17 protein-coding genes, 5 pseudogenes and 1 riboswitch are annotated in these 20,921 nt (G+C 62.0%); of the genes and pseudogenes, 13 read left to right on the forward strand and 9 right to left on the reverse strand.

The genetic code is table 11. The features are described 5' to 3' along the window. Positions 1-2: 2 nt before the first annotated feature. Positions 3-1,124: pseudogene (locus BSY16_RS31625) on the forward strand (IS701 family transposase); the annotation flags it as partial. Here BSY16_RS31625 and BSY16_RS23375 read toward each other — a convergent pair. The 7 genes and pseudogenes from BSY16_RS23375 to aztD form a co-directional block, all read right to left on the reverse strand. Continuing rightward, positions 1,116-1,610 (reverse strand): iron chelate uptake ABC transporter family permease subunit, encoded by a 495-nt coding sequence (locus BSY16_RS23375; RefSeq protein ID WP_353652402.1) that lies wholly within the window; start codon positions 1,608-1,610, stop codon positions 1,116-1,118. The pseudogene BSY16_RS31625 and the gene BSY16_RS23375 sit on opposite strands and share 9 nt — an antisense overlap. A 2-nt stretch (positions 1,611-1,612) precedes the next feature. After that, a pseudogene (locus tag BSY16_RS23380) lies at positions 1,613-2,560 on the reverse strand (ABC transporter substrate-binding protein). Beyond that, the gene (locus BSY16_RS23385) at positions 2,557-3,354 is read right to left on the reverse strand and encodes an ABC transporter ATP-binding protein (protein WP_069062243.1); all 798 of its coding nucleotides are present in this window, start codon (positions 3,352-3,354) and stop codon (positions 2,557-2,559) included. The pseudogene BSY16_RS23380 and the gene BSY16_RS23385 overlap by 4 nt, the downstream one beginning before the upstream one ends. Further along, positions 3,351-3,710, reverse strand: a complete 360-nt coding sequence (locus tag BSY16_RS23390) for a DUF1636 family protein (RefSeq protein ID WP_069062244.1) — start codon at positions 3,708-3,710, stop codon at positions 3,351-3,353. Before BSY16_RS23390 ends, BSY16_RS23385 begins: the two co-directional genes overlap by 4 nt. A 96-nt stretch (positions 3,711-3,806) precedes the next feature. Beyond that, positions 3,807-4,017, reverse strand: a riboswitch (cobalamin riboswitch). A gap of 30 nt (positions 4,018-4,047) precedes the next feature. After that, the gene (gene zigA, locus BSY16_RS23395; protein WP_069062245.1) at positions 4,048-5,253 is read right to left on the reverse strand and encodes a zinc metallochaperone GTPase ZigA; all 1,206 of its coding nucleotides are present in this window, start codon (positions 5,251-5,253) and stop codon (positions 4,048-4,050) included. Positions 5,254-5,324: 71 nt separating this feature from the next. Beyond that, the gene (locus BSY16_RS23400; protein ID WP_069063663.1) at positions 5,325-5,729 is read right to left on the reverse strand and encodes a Fur family transcriptional regulator; all 405 of its coding nucleotides are present in this window, start codon (positions 5,727-5,729) and stop codon (positions 5,325-5,327) included. Between the two features lie 75 nt (positions 5,730-5,804). Beyond that, positions 5,805-7,040: a zinc metallochaperone AztD gene (gene aztD / locus BSY16_RS23405; protein WP_069062246.1), complete on the reverse strand. Its 1,236-nt coding sequence runs from the start codon at positions 7,038-7,040 to the stop codon at positions 5,805-5,807. Positions 7,041-7,212: 172 nt separating this feature from the next. Here aztD and aztA point away from each other — a divergent pair, with 172 nt between their 5' ends. The 9 genes from aztA to BSY16_RS23450 all read left to right on the forward strand — a co-directional run bounded on the left by aztA (position 7,213) and on the right by BSY16_RS23450 (position 16,100). Next, positions 7,213-8,001 carry a zinc ABC transporter ATP-binding protein AztA gene (gene aztA, locus BSY16_RS23410; RefSeq protein WP_069062247.1) on the forward strand — a complete coding sequence of 263 codons (789 nt, stop codon included), beginning with the start codon at positions 7,213-7,215 and terminating at the stop codon, positions 7,999-8,001. Further along, positions 7,994-8,860, forward strand: coding sequence for a zinc ABC transporter permease AztB (aztB, locus tag BSY16_RS23415; RefSeq protein ID WP_069062248.1), 867 nt, complete (start codon positions 7,994-7,996; stop codon positions 8,858-8,860). Before aztA ends, aztB begins: the two co-directional genes overlap by 8 nt. Positions 8,861-8,880: 20 nt before the next feature. Further along, positions 8,881-9,894, forward strand: a complete 1,014-nt coding sequence (gene aztC, locus BSY16_RS23420; RefSeq protein WP_069062249.1) for a zinc ABC transporter substrate-binding protein AztC — start codon at positions 8,881-8,883, stop codon at positions 9,892-9,894. 133 nt (positions 9,895-10,027) lie between these two features. Then, entirely contained in the window at positions 10,028-11,098 is a 1,071-nt protein-coding gene (locus BSY16_RS23425) for a CobW family GTP-binding protein (protein WP_083243221.1), read from the forward strand. Then, a complete protein-coding gene (locus BSY16_RS23430) occupies positions 11,095-11,382 on the forward strand; it encodes a hypothetical protein (protein WP_069063664.1) in 288 nt (95 codons plus the stop codon). Before BSY16_RS23425 ends, BSY16_RS23430 begins: the two co-directional genes overlap by 4 nt. Before the next feature lie 38 nt (positions 11,383-11,420). Continuing rightward, positions 11,421-12,941, forward strand: a complete 1,521-nt coding sequence (locus BSY16_RS23435) for an ABC transporter substrate-binding protein (protein ID WP_069062251.1) — start codon at positions 11,421-11,423, stop codon at positions 12,939-12,941. A gap of 11 nt (positions 12,942-12,952) precedes the next feature. Beyond that, a complete protein-coding gene (locus BSY16_RS23440; RefSeq protein ID WP_150130112.1) occupies positions 12,953-13,891 on the forward strand; it encodes an ABC transporter permease in 939 nt (312 codons plus the stop codon). Continuing rightward, entirely contained in the window at positions 13,888-14,700 is an 813-nt protein-coding gene (locus tag BSY16_RS23445; RefSeq protein WP_069062253.1) for an ABC transporter permease, read from the forward strand. The genes BSY16_RS23440 and BSY16_RS23445 overlap by 4 nt, the downstream gene beginning before the upstream one ends. Then, entirely contained in the window at positions 14,697-16,100 is a 1,404-nt protein-coding gene (locus tag BSY16_RS23450) for an ABC transporter ATP-binding protein (RefSeq protein ID WP_150130113.1), read from the forward strand. The genes BSY16_RS23445 and BSY16_RS23450 overlap by 4 nt, the downstream gene beginning before the upstream one ends. A 101-nt stretch (positions 16,101-16,201) precedes the next feature. Here BSY16_RS23450 and BSY16_RS31630 read toward each other — a convergent pair. Beyond that, a pseudogene (locus BSY16_RS31630) lies at positions 16,202-16,672 on the reverse strand (transposase); the annotation flags it as partial. Next, a pseudogene (locus BSY16_RS31635) lies at positions 16,665-17,382 on the reverse strand (IS5 family transposase); the annotation flags it as partial. The pseudogenes BSY16_RS31635 and BSY16_RS31630, both read right to left, overlap by 8 nt. Before the next feature lie 173 nt (positions 17,383-17,555). On the opposite strand from BSY16_RS31635, the gene BSY16_RS23470 reads away from it, so the two are divergent. From BSY16_RS23470 to BSY16_RS23480, 3 genes and pseudogenes are all read left to right on the forward strand, one after another. Continuing rightward, entirely contained in the window at positions 17,556-18,089 is a 534-nt protein-coding gene (locus tag BSY16_RS23470) for an ABZJ_00895 family protein (protein ID WP_069062256.1), read from the forward strand. A gap of 456 nt (positions 18,090-18,545) precedes the next feature. Continuing rightward, positions 18,546-19,303 (forward strand): IS5 family transposase gene (locus BSY16_RS31640; protein WP_502696026.1). Its coding sequence is split into 2 segments (ribosomal slippage): positions 18,546-18,869 and positions 18,872-19,303, totalling 756 coding nucleotides; the frame shifts between segments, so codons are not numbered across the junction. An 81-nt stretch (positions 19,304-19,384) separates the two neighbouring features. Next, a pseudogene (locus BSY16_RS23480) lies at positions 19,385-20,704 on the forward strand (IS701 family transposase). Positions 20,705-20,921: the final 217 nt, after the last annotated feature.

Below are 20,921 nucleotides of genomic sequence, written 5' to 3' on the forward strand. Positions count from 1 at the left end.
ATATGGCAGATTGGGATACGGAGCTTTCGACCTTTTTGCAGCCATTTCTGGACAAGCTCGGACACAAGAAGCGGCGACAGATGTGCCCTCTTTACGTCTCCGGGCTCATTGGTCCCGGTGACCGCAAGAGTATCGAGCCGATGGCGGAACGGTTTGCTCCAGGCCAGTACGACCGCCTGCACCATTTCATTTCCGATGGCCTTTGGAATGCTGTTCCTCTTGAGACCGAGCTTGCGCTGCAGGCGGACAGGATCGTTGGCGCGTTAGATGCGTTTCTGGTGATCGATGATACCGGCCTTCCCAAGAAAGGCGACCAATCGGTCGGGGTCGCGCCGCAATACGCTTCGATGCTGGGCAAGAGGGCAAATTGCCAGACGCTGGTGTCGGTGACGCTTGCGCGAGACGAGGTTCCCGTTCCGGTTGGCTTGCGTCTGTTTTTGCCCGAGAGCTGGACCAGCGACACGGAGCGGATGGCCAAGGCCGGGGTTCCCGATGCCATGCGGACATCTCGCACGAAGCCGGAGATCGCTCTTAACGAGATCGATCGGTTGATCGCGGCTGGTGTCCGGTTTGGCACAGTGCTGGCTGACGCAGGCTACGGCCTGTCGGCGACCTTCCGCCAGGGGCTAAGTGGACGTGGCCTCACCTGGGCGGTCGGCATCCCCAAGCATCAAAAGGTCTATCCCCATGATGTCGAATTGATCTTTCCCATCTCCGGTCATGGTCGCCCACGCAAGCATCCGATCCCCGACATTCTGTCGGTTGCGGCCGAAACGGTGTTAGCACCTGCAAATTGGAAAAAGGTCAGTTGGCGCCGTGGCACGAAAGGCCGCCTCGCGGCACGCTTTGCCGCATTGCGCATCCGGATCGCCGACGGCACGCCCCAGCGCATTCTCGACAAGGGACAGCAACACATGCCGGGCGAGGAAGCCTGGCTGGTTGGCGAGTGGCGATCAAACGATGAGCGCAAATACTACCTGTCCAACTTGCCGGCTAACGCCACGTTGAAAGCGCTGGCGGCCGCCATCAAGGCGAGATGGGTTTGTGAGCAAGCGCATCAGCAGATGAAAGAGGAACTCGGCCTCGACCACTTCGAAGGCCGATCATGGCAAGGACTACAACAGGAACGATACGGCAAGGCCCGCGAGGATGAGGCGCTCCGGCCCATAGCCTTGCGTTCGGCGGATGAGGATGAGGACGACGGCGGTTGCGCACATGCCGCCGACGAAGGCGGCAAGCGGCAGGGTGAAGACGCCGATGCGGTCGCCGATCCGCGTGATGACCGCGACCGCGCCCGCTGCCGCCCCGGCCGAGAGGCCGAAGAGGAAGGGGTCGGCGAGGTCGTTGCGCGTGACGGTCTGGAGCAGGAGGCCGATCACGCCGAGCCCCGCGCCAACCGCGATCGCGAGGATCGCGCGCGGCAGGCGAAGGCCTACCACGATCCGGTCGATCGGCCCCGCATCGCCGGAAGCAAATCCCAGCGCGCGGGCGAGCGATGTGACGACATCGGCAAACGGGATGACGGTCGACCCGTAGACGACCGAGGCCGCAGCCAGCGCCGCGATGGCGAGAAGGGCCGCCGCGGCGCCGATGACGAAACGATGCGGCACGATCAGAAGGCTTCCGGGTGGAGCGCCTTGGCGATCTTGTCTATGGCCGTGATATTGTCGGGGCCGGGCGTCAGTTCTTCGTAGCGCAACGCTACGAAGCGCTCGTTCTTCACGGCGTTCGTCTCCTTCATGGCGGGGTGTGCCTTCAGGAAGTCGAGGAGCTTTGCGTAGCCGCTGCCGTCCTGGTAATCGAGCAGGACGAGGAACTCGGGATTGCGGGCGGCGACGGTTTCCCAGTCCGTATTGCCCCAGCTCGTCTCCATGTCCTCCATGATGTTCTTGCCGCCGGCCGCCGTGATCATCGCCGTGGTGATGGCGTATTTGCCCGCGGTGAACGGCTTGTCGCTCCCGGAATCGTAGAGGAACACGCGGGTGCCACTCCTGTCGCCGACCTTCTTCTCGACATCGACGAGCTGCGCCTTCCAGCCTTCGACGAGCGCGTTCGCCTCGGCCTCCTTGCCGAAGATCTTGCCGAGCTTTTCCATGTCGGCGTAGAGCAGGTCCATCGAGGCTGCCGCCCGATCTTTTTGCAGATGGACGCAGCTTTCGGTGAGAACCAGCGTCTTGATGTCGTTGCCGGCGAGCGTGTCGGGCGTCACCTCGCCGCCAGGCTTCATGCCCTAATACCAGCCGGCGAAGAAGAAGTCCGGATCTGCGGCGACGAGGTTCTCCATCGTTGGATATTTGGGGGCGAGTTCGGGGATCGAGCCCTGCTCCTTTTTGTACGCGTCGTCGGTCTTGTACCAGCCGGTGATGCCGGTCACGCCGACGATGGAAGGCTGAAGGCCGAGCGCGAAGGCCATCTTGGCCATGTTGATGTCGTGGATCACCGCTCGCTTCGGTGCGGCGTCGAAGGTCACCGGCGTGCCGCAGCTATCGACCGTGACGGGGAAGGCGAGGGCGGCAGAGGCCGCCAGCGAGAAGAGGGAGGCGAGGATCAGGCGTTTCATGGAGAGGCTCCGGTGCTGCGGGTGAGAGGGATGTCGAAGATGGTAAGCTGGCGGTCCTCGTGCGGATGGGGCAGGCGCAAGAGATCGATGCCGAAGACATCGCGCACGACATGCCGGTCGAGCGTCTCCTCCACCGGCCCGCAGGCGACAAGCGCGCCCTGCTTCAGCACCGCGATCCGCGTGGCAAAGCCTGACACAAGGTGAAGGTCGTGCAGAACCGCAACGATAGTGAGGCCGAGGTCTGCCACCAGCGCGAGAAGCGCGCCGCGGGCGCGGGGATCAAGATGGTTCGTCGGCTCGTCGAGGAAGAGGATGCGCGGCTCCTGGGCAAGCGCGCGTGCGATCTGCGCCCGCTGCCGCTCACCGCCCGAAAGCGATCCCATTTCGCGACCGGCAAGGGAAAGCAATTCCGTTCGCTCGAGCGCGTTCCGGATGATGGCGGCCTCCTCCGGGCCCGGTCGGCGTGCCGCGTGCGGTATGCGGCTGAGGGCCACATAGTCGCGCACGCATATGCGATGGTCGGGCTGGTCCGCCTGCCCGACCACGGCGACCACGCGGGCGCGTTCGGCGGGACGCATTGCGTCAAGCGGTGTGCCGAACAGGTTCACGGTCCCGGTGGTGGGTTTCAGCGTGCCGGCGAGCATGCGCAGCAGCGTGGTCTTGCCCGCGCCGTTCGGGCCGATGATGGCGAGGCGGTCGCACGCTTTGACGTCGAGCGACACGCCGCCGAGAAGGCGGTCGCCGGAGCGGATCTCGTAGGTTAGCCCTTGCGCGGAAAGGACGCAGCCGCTCATCCGGCGAGCCCTCCGATATGCGGGATGCGGGCGAGCGTCTTGCCGCGCAGTCCGGCCGGCCGCTGGCCCTCGTTGCACCAACCGTCCGGAAGGTCGCGGTACTGGCGCCCGAGGGCCAGCTGGGCGTCCACGTCCCTTGCCGGATCGATGTCGCCGAAGAGGAATGTGGCCTTTGAGGCGGCGGTGAAGGCGACAGCGAGCGGCCGCTCGCAACCCGCAAGGCAGGCCACGGTATCGACGCGAAAGCCGCCGGCGGTCGCATGGAGCGCAAGACGGGCCGTACGGTCCGACGCGGCTGCGCCGGCCCGGCAGAGGCTGCACACGACGATGGCGTAGGCGGCAGGCGTTTCGGTCATGTCATCCTTCGGCGAAAGGGCGCTGGAGAAGGATGATCGGCCATCGCGCGATGAAGCGGGAAGGCGTCACAACGCTCCCCGGCACACCCCGTCCGGTTGCTGTGTCGGATGACGGCAGGTCTCCTGGCTCGCGGGTCGAAGGGCTTGCCGGCCTTCCCGGTCGTTGGACCAGTGGCAGATATGACAAGACCTCACCGCTTACAGTTGCGGGGGCAGCCACGGTTTCGGCCCCGTTCGGGTCGTCCTCACCGTGTTCCCTATTTATCCCTCCGGCTTTGCCTCGGGAACCGTCGGCCCCCAGATAGGGGCCGATCGGAATGCCTGTCAAGCGGCGGCCTCACGCGGCCCGCCGATCCCAGCTTGAAAACGGATCCGCGAGATTGCGCCACAATTCCGGCTTGAACGTATCGCCGTCGATCAGGCAGGCGTCGAGTTCCGCGCGAATTTTCGCTTCGTCCATGGGGTCGGCGCCGATGAAGACGATCTCCTGCCGGCGATCCCCCCAGACGGGGTCTAGATAGGGTTGCATCATCCGGGTAAAGCCGGAATCGCTCGGCCATTGCTCCTTCGGTACGGATGACCACCACAGCCCCATTTTTCCGGTGCGCACGAGTGCTCCCGCCTGGCTGATCTCGCCCACGTAATGCGGCCGTGTCGCCAGCCAGAAGAAGCCCTTTGCCCGAACGACGCCGGGCCAGGAGCGGTCGATGAAGCTCTGGAACCGCATGGGGTCGAATGGCCGTTTCGCGCGGTAGACGAAGGAGCGGATGCCGTATTCCTCTGTTTCGGGGACATGGTCCTTGAAACCGTGAAGTTCCTTGAACCACAGCGGATGCTGCTCGGCCTTCTCGAAGTCGAAGCGACCTGTTCCGAGCACATCTTTCAGGTCGACCTTGCCGAAGTCGGCTTCGATGAGCCTGGCGTCCGGATTGAGCGAAACGATGATCTTGCACGCGGCGTCCCGCTCGTCGGGTGTGGCTATCCCGATCTTGTTCAGCACTACGACATCGGCGAACTCGATCTGCTCTACCAGCAGGTCGACCAACGTCCGATCGTCGCCATCGCCGGCAGTCTCGCCGCGATCACGGAGGAAATCGGCCGAGCTGTAATCCTTCAGGAGATTGGCGGCATCGACCACCGTCACCATCGTGTCGAGCCTGGCGACGTCGGAGAGGCTCATCCCGTTCTCGTCGCGGAAATCGAATGTGGCGGCAACGGGAAGCGGTTCGGCAATGCCGGTCGATTCGATGAGCAGATAGTCGAAGCGGTCCTGCTCTGCGAGCGCCCGCACCTCCGTCAGCAGGTCGTCACGGAGCGTGCAACAGATGCAGCCATTGGTCATCTCGACAAGTTGTTCCTGCGTGCGCGAAAGATTGGCGCCGCCATCACGCACCAGCGCGGCATCGATGTTGACCTCGCTCATGTCGTTGACGATGAGCGCAACGCGCAGTCCGTCGCGATTGGCGAGGATGTGGTTGAGCAGCGTCGTCTTGCCGGCGCCGAGGAAGCCGGAGAGGACGGTGACGGGGAGTTTTTTTGCCATTCAGTTTCCCTTTTATGATATAACATAACATTTTGCTGTGAAAAACGTCTATACTGCGTTTTATATCCGGATCAGTGGCAGTTAGCGCATAGTCCGTGAACTTCTATTGTGGTGGCCCGGATTTTGAAGCCGCTGCTTCTGGCGTACTTAACCAATGCATCCTCGACCTTTCGATCATGGAACTCATTGACTTTGCCGCAGGCCTCGCAGATCTCGAACGCCGTGATGCGGGGATGAATCTGCCCCTGCCGGGAATGGCAACAGACGACGAAGGCATTCATGCTTTCCAGGCGATGCACCCGCCCATGTTCCAGGAGCTTTTCGAGGGCGCGGTAGACTTGCAACGGCGCTTTCAGGCCTTGGCCGCGCAAGCGATCGAGAATGGTGTAGGCGCTGAGCGGCTGTCCGGACGATTCCAGTACAGAGAGGACGAGGCCCTGGTTCTTCGTCAGCTTCAGTTCGTGCGGTTGAGCCATCTGCGACATTGCCATCTCCGAGAACAGGTGGGTGGTCCGGACCCCTGGATTTGGGCCGGGCCACCGCTTCAACCTTTAGTGCGATGCGCCAGAGCCGCCAACGGCGACGATCGAGAAAGGCTGGCCTCCAACAGGAATGGTGCGTTCTTCCTTCAACGTTTCCGGGTCGATGATGCGGACGAGTGAATGCCGGGGGTCCGTGATCGCGATCTGGCCGTCGGCAACGGCAAGGCGCGGGCGGGGGTCACGCCAATGGCCGTCCTTGCTGTAGGGTACCGTCACTCTTGAATGGCGGTCTATTTCGCCGTTGACCACATCCAGAACACTCAGGAATCCGTCCTCGGTGAGGATGTATGCATTGCGTGGATTGGCCGGGTCGAGCGCGAAGTCCACACGCCGGGTCGGAAGCTCTACGAGGCGGTAAGGCTCCTTGCTGTCGGGATCGATCAGCACGACCTTGTCCTCACCGTAGTTGCCGAGGAAGAACTGCATGGCCTTGCCGCCGAGAAGGGTGCCGGTATACCCCTCGGGCAGGCTCTCGGAATAGGCCAGCATCTCGAGTTTTGGACCGTCGAGGCCGCCCGGCCGGGCGACGAGCACGCCTTCCTTGCAGCCGAAGGCGACGAGCCTCGCCGAGGTCGCCTCGCCGTGCAGGTCGGTGCAGGTGGCGACCTCGCCCACCTGCTGGCCGTTTTCGTCGAGAACCCTCAGGCCTATGCGGGGCGGCAGCGCGTCGGGCTTCACCTCCGCCTTCGTGTCGGGAACGGAGACGAGGACATATCGGCCCATCGTCACAGCCACTCCGTGATGCGGCGCAGTCGTGTCGACCGTGCGGATGTCCGCTTTGCCTTCGAGAAGCGCGTCTTCCTGAACGATCTCGGCCTTGCCACCCCGGTCATAGAACAGCGCCACTTCGCCGCCATGTGAAACGACATGGGCAGGCCGTTCGCCCTCGAAGGTTATGGGCAGAAGCGTGGGGTCCGAGACTTCCAGGTCGCGGTGATCGCCGTGGTCGGAGAAATCGATGCCGGTGCTGATCGCGTGGATGACGCCCGCCTCGCCCTGTGCGGCGAAAATAGTGCGACCTGAGGCGCTTGTCGTCAGCGCCGCATAGCCCTTGAGATCATAGCGTCCGAGTTCCTTGCCGCTTTCCAGACCGATTGCGCGCACGACGGGTTGTGTGTGGTCGGCGACGAACAGCCGCCACGCTTCCTTCGTCTCGTGATCGTCGGCAAACGCATGAGGCGCAGCCAAGGCGAGCGTAAGGGCTGCGGCAGCCATCAGGCGACTACGGGTTTGGTTCAAGCCCATCTGGGATCCTTTCCGGGTGTCGAAACGCGCTAACATAACAATCGGGCGGCGCTCTCTTTCCCTGTTCCGGTTGGAAAGACGCCTCACTCAATGAAAAACGTTATTACATTACTTTCCATTTGACGAACGTAATAACATTACCTATCCAGTCGGTGTCAACCCCGGAGTGGCCATGACCGATACCTGCCTGCGCTTCGACAATCTGACCCTCGGCTATCACGGCCGTGCGGCCGTTCACCACCTCTCCGGTATGGTGAAACGCGGCTCTCTTACGGCAGTCGTTGGCGCCAACGGGTCCGGCAAGTCGACGCTCATGAAGGGTATCGCGGGTATCTTGAAGCCGATTGGTGGCCAGTGCCGGTCGACTGCCGGACGGCTCGCTTACCTTCCGCAGCAGTCGGAGCTCGACCGCAGTTTCCCGGCGCGGGTGATCGATCTTGTCTCGATGGGCCTGTGGCAAAGGCGCGGCCTGCTAGGGCGCACGAAGCGAGAGGACAGGGCCGATCTCACGCGCTGCCTCGACGCTGTCGGCTTGTCGGGTTTCGAGGCGCGTCCTCTCGACAGCCTGTCCGGGGGGCAGATGCAAAGGGCCCTGTTTGCCCGCACCATGCTCCAGGACGCGGACTTGATCCTGCTTGACGAACCGTTCAACGCCGTCGACGAGCGGACGATCCGGGATCTAACCGCTCTGATCAAGGCATGGGCCGCCGAAGGCCGGACGGTGCTCTGCGTTCTTCACGACCATGCGCTGGTGCGCGCGCATTTCCCGCAGACGTTGCTGATCGCCCGCCGGCTTGTCGGATTGGGGTCGACGCCGGAGGTTCTCAGCCCGGACAACCTCTCCCGTGCCCGCGATTTCCACGAGGCCTGGGATGACGAGGCCGGCTGGTGCGATGTCGCGAGCGTCCATGATCATGACCACGATCATGCGGACCACCAGAGAAGGGCGGCCCATGGTTGAGTGGCTGTTCTCGCCCTTTCTGCAATACGGCTTCATGCAGCGTGCGCTGTTCGGCTCGATCGTCCTGTCGATCAGCTGCGCGCCCGTCGGCGTGTTTCTGATGCTGCGGCGCATGAGTCTGACCGGCGATGCCATGGCGCATGCGATCCTGCCAGGTGCGGCGCTCGGATTCCTGCTCTTCGGTCTCGACATCCTGCCGATGACCATCGGCGGCCTTGTCGTCGGCCTGCTCGTGGCCCTTGGGTCTGGCCTTGTGTCGCGCATGACGATCCAGAAGGAGGACGCCTCTATGGCGGCCTTCTATCTGATCTCGCTTGCGGTCGGGGTTCTGCTGGTCTCGTGGCGCGGGTCGAGCGTCGACCTCATGCACGTGCTGTTCGGCTCCGTACTGGCCTTGAACGACGAGGCGCTGTCGCTCATCGGCGGCATTGCGATCTTCACCCTCGGCGCCCTTGCCATCTTTTGGCGGGCGCTGATCGCCGAGTGCCTCGATCCGTTGTTTCTGCGCTCGGTGAGCCGGATCGGCGGCCCGGTCTATCTCTTGTTCCTCGTTCTCGTCGTGCTCAATCTCGTCGGCGGCTTCCAGGCGCTCGGCACGCTTCTGTCCGTCGGATTGATGATGCTGCCGGCGGTTGGGGCTCGCTTCTGGTCGAACGATGTCCGCAGTCTTTGCCTCATCGCAATCGCGATCGCGGTGGCGTCGTCCATCGGCGGACTTCTCCTCTCCTACCACGCCTCACTGCCATCAGGTCCGGCGATCATCTTCGTCGCCGGCGCTTTCTACACTGTCTCCGCCCTGGTGGGTCGCCGCGGAATTCTGACGAACATCCTCGTCTCCGGCCGCCATAAATCAGCCTGATCAACACAAGGAGCCCTTCCATGTTCAGGACCCTACGTATTGCCACCTGCACGAGCCTTCTGGTCCTTGGTGGCCTCACAGGCGCATCCGCGGCCGAGCTCAAGGCCGTCGCGAGCTTCTCGATCATCGCGGATCTCGCCAAAAATGTTGGCGGGGATCGTGTCGAGATTTCTACCCTCGTTGGTCCGGATGGCGATGCCCATGTCTATGAGCCCCGTCCAGCAGATGCCGCGTCACTCGAAGGCGCGAACGTTGTTCTCGTCAACGGTCTGCAATTCGAGGGCTTCATGTCCCGCCTCATCGAGACGAGCGGCACGAAGGCGTCGATCGTGGAGGTGAGCAAGGGTATCGAACCCCTCAAGAACGAGGAAGAGGGGCACGAGCACCATCACGGCGGTGAAGAAAAAGAAGAAGCGGGCCACAATCACGATCATGAAAAGGCAAAGCACGCAAAAGGCAGCCATGACCACGATGATGGCCATGAGGGCCACCATCATCACGGTGAGTTCGACCCGCACGCCTGGCAGTCGATCCACAATGCCGAGATCTATGTGAAGAACATAGCGGACGCCTTCTGCGAGGCGGACAAGGCCGGCTGCGCCACGTACACGGCCAATGCCGAAGCCTATCTCAATCAACTCGCCGATCTCGAGACCGAGGTCAAGTCGACGATCGACACCATTCCTGCGGACAAGCGCACGATCATCACGTCGCATGATGCGTTCGGCTACTTCGAGCACGAATACGGCCTGAAGTTCCTGGCGCCCGAGGGTGTCTCGACGGAAGCCGATGCTTCCGCAGCGGATGTCGCCAAGCTCGTCGACCAGGTCAAGGAAGACAAGGCCTCGGCGATCTTCGTCGAGAACATCACCAATCCGCGCCTCGTCGAGCAGATTGCCACGGAGACCGGATTGAAAGTCGGCGGCACGCTCTATTCCGATGCCCTGTCCGGCCCGGACGGCCCGGCATCCACCTATATCGACATGTTCAAATACAACGTCGAGACCATGAAGTCGGCGATCCTCGGAAGCTGACCCTTCATGCCTGCCCGGCCATCGGTCGGGCAGGCCACTCTTCACGCAATTGGACCTCAGACGGAGCGACCAGGACATGTTTGGCAGCGTCTTCAAAAAGCGCCGGCCTGAGCGCATCGTCGCAGGGAGCGATATGAAGAGGATCTATGATCCCGTGCCCGTAACTCTGCTGACCGGCTTTCTCGGCTCGGGCAAGACTACATTGCTCAACGATATTCTCGGCGATCCGCGCATGACGGGCACGGCCGTGATCGTCAACGAATTCGGGGCGGTTGCGATCGACCATGGCCTCGTGCGAACCGGGCGCGAGGCCTATTTTCGAACGACAACCGGCTGCATCTGCTGCACGGCGACGAGCGACATCCGCGTTTCGCTCTACGAATTGCACGAGGCGCGCCTTACCGGCGAAATCCCGCCGGTCTCGCGTGTGGTGATCGAGACGACGGGGCTTGCCGATCCCGCCCCGATCATCAACAGCCTCATTCCGGGCGGCGCGCCGGCAATGGGCTTGCGCGACCATATCGTTGCGCGACAATTCTACCTGTCCGACGTGATTGCGACCTTCGACGCCATTGCCGGCCGCTCGACCCTAAACGCCCACATGGAGTGCTGGAAACAGCTTGCCTTCGCGGAAAAGATTGTCCTGACCAAGACGGATATCGCGCAAGAGCAGACGCTGTCAGCGGAGGATCTGCTCGACCTCAATCCCGCCGCGGTCGTCCACGATCGCCACGCATCCGGTTTCGATCTCCCCGCTCTGATCGGCGCTGGCGCCTATTCCATCCAGGGCAAGGCCGAGGATGTGCCCGGCTGGCTTGCCATGGAGGCCTTGCGGTCGCATCCGCAGCATCGTCACGACCCCAACCGCCACAACGATCGGGTCGTGGCCGTTTCGCTGACCCATGACGTGCCGCTCGATCCGCAGGCGCTGCAAACCTTCCTGCACATCGTCACGTCGAACATCCACTCAGGCCTTCTCAGGTTGAAGGGGCTCTTCGCGGTCACCGATGACCTCGACCATCCTGTTGTCGCGCACGCCGTGCAGCATCGGCTCTACCCGACCGCGCGCCTTGGCGCGTGGCCGGACGGCGACCGGTCAAGCCGTGTCGTCCTCATCGGCCAGAACATGCCGCTGGAACAAATTCGCGAGCTTTTCGAGGTGCTCGCGCCGCATGGCTCGAAACGGAAGTCGAGGTGGGCATGACTGGGGCATCCGCAAACCCGCTGGCGCGCGGCGCGTCCGGCGTCGTCGCCAAGGCGCGCGCGATCAAGGAATGGACGCGGGCGATTGGCGCCCTTCCGGACGACGCGGTCGTTTCCGTCAGCGAGCTTTCCTGCACGCTGCCCGGTTGCCCGCCGAGGGAGACCGTCATCCTCGTCATGCACGGCGGCAAGACCCATCAGGTTTCCATCCACAAGACCATGCTCGATGTCACCAAAGATGACGTCGAGCTGGTCCTTTCCGTCCCGGCTGCGGGCTTGGATTGACCCATACAAAGCTTATCCACTCGAAAGGGGAGAGTACGATGCGTATCATGAAGGCGCTTCTGTTCACGCTGGCACTCGGAGTTGCCATTCCTGCGGGCCACGCCAGTGCCGAGGCGCTGAAGGTCGCTGGGCCATGGGAAGTCACCGGCATCGAGCCGGCGCAGACGGGCTACGTCTTCAGCCGGCTGCAAGTCGCAGAAACACTCGTCACGACCGATAAAGAGGGCGTGCTCGTCCCTGGCCTCGCTGAAAAATGGAGCGTTTCGGACGACGGCCTGATCTGGACCTTCACGCTTCGCGGCAATGCTGTTTTTCACGACGGAACGCCCGTCACCGCGGAAACGGCCGCTGCAAGCCTCAAGCGGTCGCTCGCCGGGGTCGGTGTGCTCTCGCAGGCGCCGATTGCCGAGATCGCAAGCGAGGGCGATACCGTCCGGATCACGCTGAGCAAGCCGTTTTCCGCCTTGCCCGCTTATCTCGTGCATTTCAGCACGATTGTTCTGGCTCCCTCGTCCTTCGATGCAGCGGGCAAGGTCGTGCAGATCGTCGGGTCCGGTCCTTACAAGGTTAAGGCCCTGACGCCGCCGGCGCGGCTTGAACTTGCCGCTTCCGGCGCCTGGTGGGGCGGCAAGCCCGGCATCGAGGAAGTGAACTACCTTGCCGTCGGGCAAGGCGAAACCCGTGCGCTGATGGCCGAGAGCGGGGAGGCTGATCTGGTCTTCTCCATGCTGCCGGTTTCCGTCGACCGTCTGAAGCAGAATGCCAAGCTCGACGTTCAGATCGCCACCATTCCGCGCACCCGCATCCTCAAGGTGAACGCCGCCTCGCCCTTCTTCGACCAGATCGAGGAGCGGCAGGCGATCAGCGCGGCGATCGACCGCGTGGGCGTCACCAAGGTCATCCTGCGCAATCCCGATCTTGCTGCGACGCAACTCTTTCCACCGGCGATGAAGGGCTGGAACGTCTCCGGCGTTGAGCCGCTTGAGCGGGATGTGGAAAAGGCCAAGGCGCTCCTGGCGGCGGCCGGCTGGACGCCGGGCAGCGACGGCATTCTGGAAAAGGACGGCAAACGGTTCAGCGTGACCATGCTGACCTATGCGAGCTGGCCTGAGCTGCCGCCGATCGCGACCGCGTTGCAAGCCCAGCTTCGCCAGGTCGGGATCGAGGCGAAGGTCTCCGTCGCCAACAGCTCGGAAATTCCCGCCCGCCACAAGGACGGCACGCTGGAAATGGGGCTGATCTCCCGCCTCTTTTCGATCGTACCCGATCCGGTCGGCACCCTGTTGCAGGACTACGGCAAGGGTGGCAGCGACTGGGGCTCGATGGGATGGGACAACCCGGAAATGCAGAGCATTGTCGAAAAGCTCGCGGCGACGAGTGATCCGAACACCCGTGCGCTGCTGCAGACCCGCGCCGTCGAGATCCTGCAACAGGAACTGCCGAGCATACCGGTCACCTGGTCTGAACTCGCGATCGTCTCCAGCAAGCGGATTACCGGCGTCGCGATCGATCCGCTCGAAGTGAACTACGGTCTTTCGTCGATCCGTTGGGCGCAATGACGGGCAGGGCGGTGAAGACCTTTCTCCTCGCGCGCTTGCTCCAGGCCGGCGTCGTAGCGATCGTGGTCGGAGCCTTGTGCTTCATTCTCATGCGCGTGCTGCCGGGCGACGCGGCCATGCGGATCGCGGCCGGCCGTTACGGGCCGGACGCGCGGATCGCCGAGGCCGCCGAGAAGGGGCGGCTGGAACTGGGGCTCGATCGGCCCTGGTTCGTCCAGTTGCTCGAATGGCTCGGCAACCTCCTGCGCTTCGATCTCGGGCATTCCCTCGTCACGGGCGTTGCAGTCACCCATGAGCTACAGGTTCAGCTCGGCGCCACCGTCTGGCTTGCGCTTGCTGCCCTCCTGCTGTCCCTGCTGATCGGCCCGATCGCCGGCCTGTTCGCGGGACTCAAGCCGGGTGGTGCCGCCGATCGCGCCGGTCTCCTTAGCGCGGTGGTATTCCGTGCCATTCCGCCTTTCGTTCTAGGCCTGATCCTCATGCTGGTCTTCTCCAAGCAACTCGGTTGGCTCCCGCCGGCCGGCTTCGGTTCGCCCCGGGAAATCCTGCTGCCGGCACTGACGCTCGCGCTCGGCCTCGCGGCCATGTCGAGCCGGGTGACACGCAATGCCGTGGCCACCGTGGCCCGTGCGCCCTATTTCGCCTTCGCCCGCTACAAGGGGCTTCCCGAATCCGTGGTGGTGCGTCGCCATGGGCTGCGAAACGCCGCGATTCCCATCGTTTCCTATCTCGGCCTGCAGGCAATCTATCTGATCGAGGGCGTCGTGGTCGTTGAATCGCTGTTCGCCTATCCGGGGATTGGTCACGCTTTGGTGCATGCCATTGTCGAACGGGACATTCCTATGGTCCAGGGCACCGCCTTGGCCATGGGACTGATGTTCGTGGTCATCGGAGCGATCGTTGACCTTCTCAGCCTTTGGCTCGATCCGCGCGCCGGGAGGACCGCATGAGCACCCTGAACGACATCGCCCATGTACCGCCGAAGGCCGGGATCAGCAAGACTCGTCTTGTGGGTGCGGCCCTGCTGATCCTGCTTGGCGGCTTCGCCATTATCGGCCCCCTGGTCATTGCGGCCGATCCTGCCGAGCAGGATTTCGCCGCGAGCCTCGCACCCATCGGCGACGATTACCTGCTGGGCGCCGACCACTACGGTCGCAGCCTCCTGGCACGGCTGGCGCACGGCGCGCGCCTGTCCTTCGGCCTGGCGTTCCTGACCATGGTGGCGGCCGCCATCCCCGGTGTCCTGCTCGGCCTTCTTGCCGCCTGGAAAGAGCGTGCGCTGGAGTTCGCCGCAACGGTCGTCCTGGCCTTGCCCGGCCTTATGCTCGTGCTGCTGTTCCTGGCCTTCTCACCGGGCAATTACGGGCCGTTGTTCCTCGGTCTCTCGCTCACCTTGTGGGTCGAGTTCTACCGCGTGACCAAGGCGACGACGAGAACCATACTGTCACAGCCGCATATCGAGGCGGCGAAAATGCTGGGCTTTGGCTCGCGCTACATTCTGCTCAATTACGTGCTGCCGGCTATCGGACCGATGATTGCGACGCTTGCGGCTTTCGCCATGGCGACGGCCATCATCGCCGTCTCGACGCTGAGCGCGATCAGTGTCGGCCTCCAGCCGCCAACGCCGGAACTCGGCAGTTTGATCGTCGAACTCATGCCCTATTACACCGAGGCTCCACTGCACGTCTTGCTGCCTGCAGGGTTGATTTTCCTGCTCGTTCTCGCCCTTCAACTGCTCGCCCAGGGAGATCGGGCATGAACGTTCACATGAATGCCGATCTTTCGGTTTCCAACCTGTCGATCTTTGCGCCGCAGGGCGAGATCGTTTCGGGCATATCGTTCTCGCTGTGGCGGGGCCGCCCGCTGACGTTGCTCGGGGAAAGCGGCTCGGGAAAATCCCTCGTCGCCCAGGCGATCATGGGAAACCTGCCCGTCGGGCTTGCGGCAAGGGGGCAGGTGGTCTTCAAGGGCGCGGATCTTCTGTCTGAGAGCCATGCGGATCGCCGTCGCCGATGGGGACGCAGCATCAGCCTCCTGCCTCAGGAGCCTTGGCTGGCGCTCGACCCGACGATGCGCGTGTCGCCGCAGGTGGCTGAGGTGCATCGCTACGTGAAGGGGAGGGCTGCGCCAGAAAGCGACAAGGCCGCCGAGGACAATCTCGCCGATGTCTCCCTTGCTGCCGCTGCCGGCCTCTATCCGTTCCAGATTTCCGGCGGTATGGGACAGCGCGTCGCGATCGCAATCGCCCATGCAACCAATGCCGAACTGCTGATTGCCGATGAGCCTACCAAAGGGCTCGACGCTGGCCTCCGGGATTCGGTCACGGCGCGGCTTAAGCAGGAGGTGGACGGCGGCAAACTGCTGTTGACCATCACCCATGACGTTGCCGTCGCCAGAGCGCTCGGTGGAACGATCGGCATCATGCTCGATGGAAGACTGATCGAACATGGGCCGGCGAAAAGACTGCTGCCGGCGCCCGAACATGCCTATACGAAAGCCCTTCTTGCCGCCGAGCCATCGCAATGGGGGGACCATGCACGGAGAGGCACGGGATCCGTGGTCGTCACCGGCCGCGGCCTGGAGAAAAAGTACGGCGAGAAGGTTCTATTTTCCGGTCTCGACATCGCGATCTCGGCCGGCGAAATCGTATCGATCTTTGGGCCGAGCGGATGCGGCAAGACGACTGTCGGCAACATCCTCCTGGGTCTGACTGCACCTGATGCGGGGACCGTTGAACGACAGTCTGGGCTGTCCCCGCTGCGGTTCCAGAAACTCTACCAGGATCCGCCGGCAGCCTTTGCGTCGCACCACACGATCCGCAAGGGATTGACGGATCTCGTGCGCCTGCACGGCAAGGACTGGTCGACGGTCGAGGCGCTGGCCAGTCGCCTTCGCCTGACGCATGCGCTCCTCGATCGCCTGCCGAACGAGATATCCGGCGGCGAATTGCAGCGCTTTGCGTTGCTGCGGGCCCTGCTGCTCGATCCGGCTTTCCTGTTCGCCGACGAAGCGACGTCGCGGCTCGATCCGGTCAGCCAGAAGGATGTAGTGGCGTTTCTCATGGAGATTGTTGCGGAGACTGGACTGGCTGTCCTGTTCGTCACGCATGACCGCGATCTGGCCGACAGGATTTCGACACGCGTGACGAGTCTTGGTTAGGGGCGCGTGACAATGGCGCAATGTATTGTGCCGCATTGCGGTCAGAAAGCAGCTCGTCAGCCTCCCCGACGCGTACCGACCACTTCTGAAATGCAGAATGTAGCATAGGCGAAGGCCATACTTGGTGGCGCAGCTCGCTCCACGGTCGGTCATGACGAGCCAGCGCCCAGAAGTACCAGGTTTTGGTCTTGCGGGAACCGGGATCGAGAGCCGGTGCTCGGGTCTCGTCCATGAACAGCTTCGTCGACCGCTTCAGGTCTGCGATCAGTGCGTCGAAGACCGGGCGAAGCTCGAATGCGCGCGACCGACCCAATCGGCAAGAGTGGGTCGATCAAGATTGATGCCCTGTCGGCTCATGATCTGTACCTGTCGATAGAGCGGCAGATGATCGCGCACTTTGACACCAGCACATGCCCGATGGTCGCCTCTCTTGGTGGTCCAGCATGGATCAGTCGTGCAGGTGCTGGAGCCTGTGATACGCGGCCGGTGCAGACGCGGCAGGCATACTTGGTGCGACGAGTGACGATGACTCTGAACTGAGCCGGGATGACATCCAGTCGCTCGGACAAGTTGAACGGATGCGAGGAAGTTGTGGTCGCTCTTGTCATATCGGGTGGCGACAGCTCTAAAGTGCTTCAGTTTATTGAAGAACGCTCGACCGCGTTTCGCTGGCGGCATATCCATCGGCTGAACGGTAAGGTTTTGACAAGGTGGGGCATGGTGCGAATGTTGCCCCACGCTCTGCGCTCAGCCATTGCTGCGCGCAGAGTATCGCTGTCATAGGCGCGGTCGGCGAGCAGAATGTGCCCGACTTCAACCGTATCGAACATGTCGACGGCCGAGTCGTCCGTCATACGCGAGGCCCTCGGTTATCTCGAGGCGGATCGGCCGGCCTTCGACGTCGACAAGCGCGTGGACTTTGGTGATCAGGCCGCCGCGCGAACAAGCCATGCAGTTGGGTCGCTCGTCTTTTCTGGCCATTGGCGGCGTGCTGGTGAACGCGGATCGAAGACGAGTCGATCATCTGTACGTCACCGTCGTAAGCCGCTGAAACGGCTTCGAGAATTCGAGCCTACTGGCCGGCCCTGTTGAAGTGGTTGACACAGGTCGTGTGCGGGCCGTAGCGCGCCGGACTGTCAGCCCAGGGCGTACCCGTGCGCAACCGCCAGAAGATGCCATTCAGCACCGTTCGGTGGTCTACCTGCTTAACCCCACGGCCCTTCGTGGAAAGCAAAGCCTTGACCACCGACCACTCGAAATCCCTCAGATCGAAACCCGCCATCACCGCCTCCTGCTGATCGCAGAAAGGGATCACGAACTCACACACTTGGAAACCTCGCTTATGGGTGTGTCGCCTAGTGCTTCGCTGTAGGTATCCGTACCAATTGCACACTCTGAGCACGCTTGATACGTTCAACCAAGTATTGTTGAATGACACAAGACGCGAGGCTACGAATGCTTCAAATGAATGATCCTATTCATTTAGGCCGGTACTATCTCATCTTTGCAGTGACAAACGCTGTCGTCATTATTGCAGCGTTTGCGGTATGTATGAGCTATGAGTTCTGGGTCGGCCAGGTTTCTGGAACGGTTGCAACGGGCATTAATATTGGGCTCATAGTGACTCCTGCTGTATTTGTCGCATCTCGGTTTGTTGCAGACCAAGGCCGGGTTCCCTCCGATAGGGAGCGTTCTAAGCTGGCCGGCGCGAGCTTGCTCTTGGCCATCCTTACCTCGCTTATCGCCACAGTACTCCTGATTTGCGGGGCTTTGTTTTCCGCCCTTGGCCTCGCCCCACTTTCTGTCTACGGACAGGCTATTGCGGACCTCTGGCAAGCATTTTTCACGTCTGGACCAATCGGCAGTCCCACTTTCTGGATCCTATTTACAACGACTACCCTGTTAGCACTTTTTATTATATTGCGGACTTATCATTTTGCCTACGGACGCCTCGCCCGGCGGTTTCTGCAGCAGCGCTTGCGCAATTAGCAGTGCTGCCAGTTGTTGTTTGCTTGGCGGGTAGTGGCTCTGTCGAGCTGAAACTACGCAACGACTACAGCAATTGAGGGCGTTGGTGCACGGATCGTTTATCGTTCTTGGTGTCGGCGAGCAGCAATCTCCATGGCTTGGATCGCGCGGGCGAAGACCGCCGAATTGACGCCACGCCAGCCGGGCGGTCGATGCACGTCCAGTCTCGATGCATATGAGACTTTCATCGTCGGCCTGATCGACGAGCGCAAAGACATCACACGGGTAGGCGAGCAGTCGGTGCGGACTTGCGGCACTGCAAGCGCGACGACAAATTCCTCGCATCTATTCAACTCGTCTCAATCCGCATCAGGTTGCGGAGTTATGAGTCGGTGAGCTAGGTAGGGGACTTATTCAAATTCTTGTCAAGATTGGATGATTCTGTTTCGGAATGGGTCTTGGGGCATGGAGGAAACCATGCGCGATCTCTTCTGGCTATCGGATGAAGCCTGGGCGGCATTGGAGCCGCACTTGCCGAAGAACCAGCCGGGCAAACCCCGGGTGGATGACCGACGTGTCATCAGTGGCATCCTGCACATCCTGAAAACGGGTGTGCGCTGGCGGGACGTGCCACCGCAATACGGTCCGGCGAAAACGATCTATAACCGGTATGCCCGATGGGCGCGGCGCGGTATCTGGCAGCGCATCTTCGCCAAGGTAGCCGCTGCCGGATCGATCCCTGATGAACTGATGCTCGACAGCTCTCATGTGAAAGCCCACCGCTCTGCATCCGGCGGAAAAGGGGGGAGTGGACGCAAGCGGTCGGGGTCTCGCGTGGCGGGAGAACAACGAAAATCCATTGTATGGCCGATACTTGCGGCCGGATCGTTGCCGTCGCCCTGACGCCAGGAAACATCGCGGACATCTCCATGGCCCAGCCCATGCTGGAAGTTATCTCACCGACCCGCCGCCTGATCGCCGACAAGGCCTACGATGCCGATCGGCTGCGGCTTTGGCTCGACCAACGAGGGATCGAGGCCGTCATCCCCGGGCGGGCGAGTCGTGACGTAACTTACCCGCTCAATCGGGCTGCCTACAGGCGTCGCAACATCATTGAGCGCATGTTTGGCAGACTCAAGAACTGGAAGCGCATCGCAACGCGATACGACCGCCTCGCTGTCCACTATCTCGCCGCCATTGCCCTTGTTGCTCTTGCAACGCAGTGGCTTAAATGAGTCCCCTACCTAACACTACTTTGGCAGATTCGGGCAAGGCTGGTTTGAGATGATTTGTGCTCTCTTCGTTGGGGGCGCGATATGGCAGATTGGGATACGGAGCTTTCGACCTTTTTGCAGCCATTTCTGGACAAGCTCGGACACAAGAAGCGGCGACAGATGTGCCCTCTTTACGTCTCCGGGCTCATTGGTCCCGGTGACCGCAAGAGTATCGAGCCGATGGCGGAACGGTTTGCTCCAGGCCAGTACGACCGCCTGCACCATTTCATTTCCGATGGCCTTTGGAATGCTGTTCCTCTTGAGACCGAGCTTGCGCTGCAGGCGGACAGGATCGTTGGCGCGTTAGATGCGTTTCTGGTGATCGATGATACCGGCCTTCCCAAGAAAGGCGACCAATCGGTCGGGGTCGCGCCGCAATACGCTTCGATGCTGGGCAAGAGGGCAAATTGCCAGACGCTGGTGTCGGTGACGCTTGCGCGAGACGAGGTTCCCGTTCCGGTTGGCTTGCGTCTGTTTTTGCCCGAGAGCTGGACCAGCGACACGGAGCGGATGGCCAAGGCCGGGGTTCCCGATGCCATGCGGACATCTCGCACGAAGCCGGAGATCGCTCTTAACGAGATCGATCGGTTGATCGCGGCTGGTGTCCGGTTTGGCACAGTGCTGGCTGACGCAGGCTACGGCCTGTCGGCGACCTTCCGCCAGGGGCTAAGTGGACGTGGCCTCACCTGGGCGGTCGGCATCCCCAAGCATCAAAAGGTCTATCCCCATGATGTCGAATTGATCTTTCCCATCTCCGGTCATGGTCGCCCACGCAAGCATCCGATCCCCGACATTCTGTCGGTTGCGGCCGAAACGGTGTTAGCACCTGCAAATTGGAAAAAGGTCAGTTGGCGCCGTGGCACGAAAGGCCGCCTCGCGGCACGCTTTGCCGCATTGCGCATCCGGATCGCCGACGGCACGCCCCAGCGCATTCTCGACAAGGGACAGCAACACATGCCGGGCGAGGAAGCCTGGCTGGTTGGCGAGTGGCGATCAAACGATGAGCGCAAATACTACCTGTCCAACTTGCCGGCTAACGCCACGTTGAAAGCGCTGGCGGCCGCCATCAAGGCGAGATGGGTTTGTGAGCAAGCGCATCAGCAGATGAAAGAGGAACTCGGCCTCGACCACTTCGAAGGCCGATCATGGCAAGGACTACATCGGCACGCTCTGATGACGATGATCGCCTATGCTTTCCTCCAGCACCAGAGACTGCAGACTGCAAAGCGGGAAAAAAAAGAAGCGACAAGTACGCAAGGGGCCGCCTGAGCCCACCTTGCCTGCTATCCGTCGAGCCGTCATCAGCGCACTCGCCAGACCCATGACGACAATCCGGTGTCCCCACTGCAAAGGGCAAATTAGAACCGCAGAATCAGTTCTGCCAAAGTAGTGCTAGTCCTTCAGGCCATCAACGCCGAGAATTGAGCCCTGTGAACCTTCCCCCAACGCGGAGAGCGACGGGGGCGACGGAGTGATCCATCTGCGGGCAGGCCAAGTGTGCGAACCGTTTCCCCGGTATCGCGTGCCCGCTCAAACTGTAGGCAGGCAGATCTCTTTGCAACGCGCGGCTCTCGCGAGT

Origin of the sequence: Sinorhizobium sp. RAC02 (assembly GCF_001713395.1) — a bacterium.
In the GTDB taxonomy this organism is placed as follows: Bacteria; Pseudomonadota; Alphaproteobacteria; order Rhizobiales; family Rhizobiaceae; genus Shinella.

Excerpts from the sequence above, each read along its gene's own strand:
- BSY16_RS23385 (WP_069062243.1), bottom strand. The coding sequence starts at position 3,354 with ATGAGCGGCTGCGTCCTTTCCGCGCAAGGGCTAACCTACGAGATCCGC.
- BSY16_RS23400 (WP_069063663.1), bottom strand. The coding sequence starts at position 5,729 with ATGGCTCAACCGCACGAACTGAAGCTGACGAAGAACCAGGGCCTCGTC.
- aztC (WP_069062249.1), top strand. The coding sequence starts at position 8,881 with ATGTTCAGGACCCTACGTATTGCCACCTGCACGAGCCTTCTGGTCCTT.
- BSY16_RS23425 (WP_083243221.1), top strand. The coding sequence starts at position 10,028 with ATGAAGAGGATCTATGATCCCGTGCCCGTAACTCTGCTGACCGGCTTT.
- BSY16_RS23470 (WP_069062256.1), top strand. The coding sequence starts at position 17,556 with ATGCTTCAAATGAATGATCCTATTCATTTAGGCCGGTACTATCTCATC.
- BSY16_RS23430 (WP_069063664.1), top strand. The coding sequence starts at position 11,095 with ATGACTGGGGCATCCGCAAACCCGCTGGCGCGCGGCGCGTCCGGCGTC.
- BSY16_RS23450 (WP_150130113.1), top strand. The coding sequence starts at position 14,697 with ATGAACGTTCACATGAATGCCGATCTTTCGGTTTCCAACCTGTCGATC.
- aztD (WP_069062246.1), bottom strand. The coding sequence starts at position 7,040 with ATGGGCTTGAACCAAACCCGTAGTCGCCTGATGGCTGCCGCAGCCCTT.
- zigA (WP_069062245.1), bottom strand. The coding sequence starts at position 5,253 with ATGGCAAAAAAACTCCCCGTCACCGTCCTCTCCGGCTTCCTCGGCGCC.
- BSY16_RS23435 (WP_069062251.1), top strand. The coding sequence starts at position 11,421 with ATGCGTATCATGAAGGCGCTTCTGTTCACGCTGGCACTCGGAGTTGCC.
- BSY16_RS23390 (WP_069062244.1), bottom strand. The coding sequence starts at position 3,710 with ATGACCGAAACGCCTGCCGCCTACGCCATCGTCGTGTGCAGCCTCTGC.
- BSY16_RS23445 (WP_069062253.1), top strand. The coding sequence starts at position 13,888 with ATGAGCACCCTGAACGACATCGCCCATGTACCGCCGAAGGCCGGGATC.
- aztB (WP_069062248.1), top strand. The coding sequence starts at position 7,994 with ATGGTTGAGTGGCTGTTCTCGCCCTTTCTGCAATACGGCTTCATGCAG.
- aztA (WP_069062247.1), top strand. The coding sequence starts at position 7,213 with ATGACCGATACCTGCCTGCGCTTCGACAATCTGACCCTCGGCTATCAC.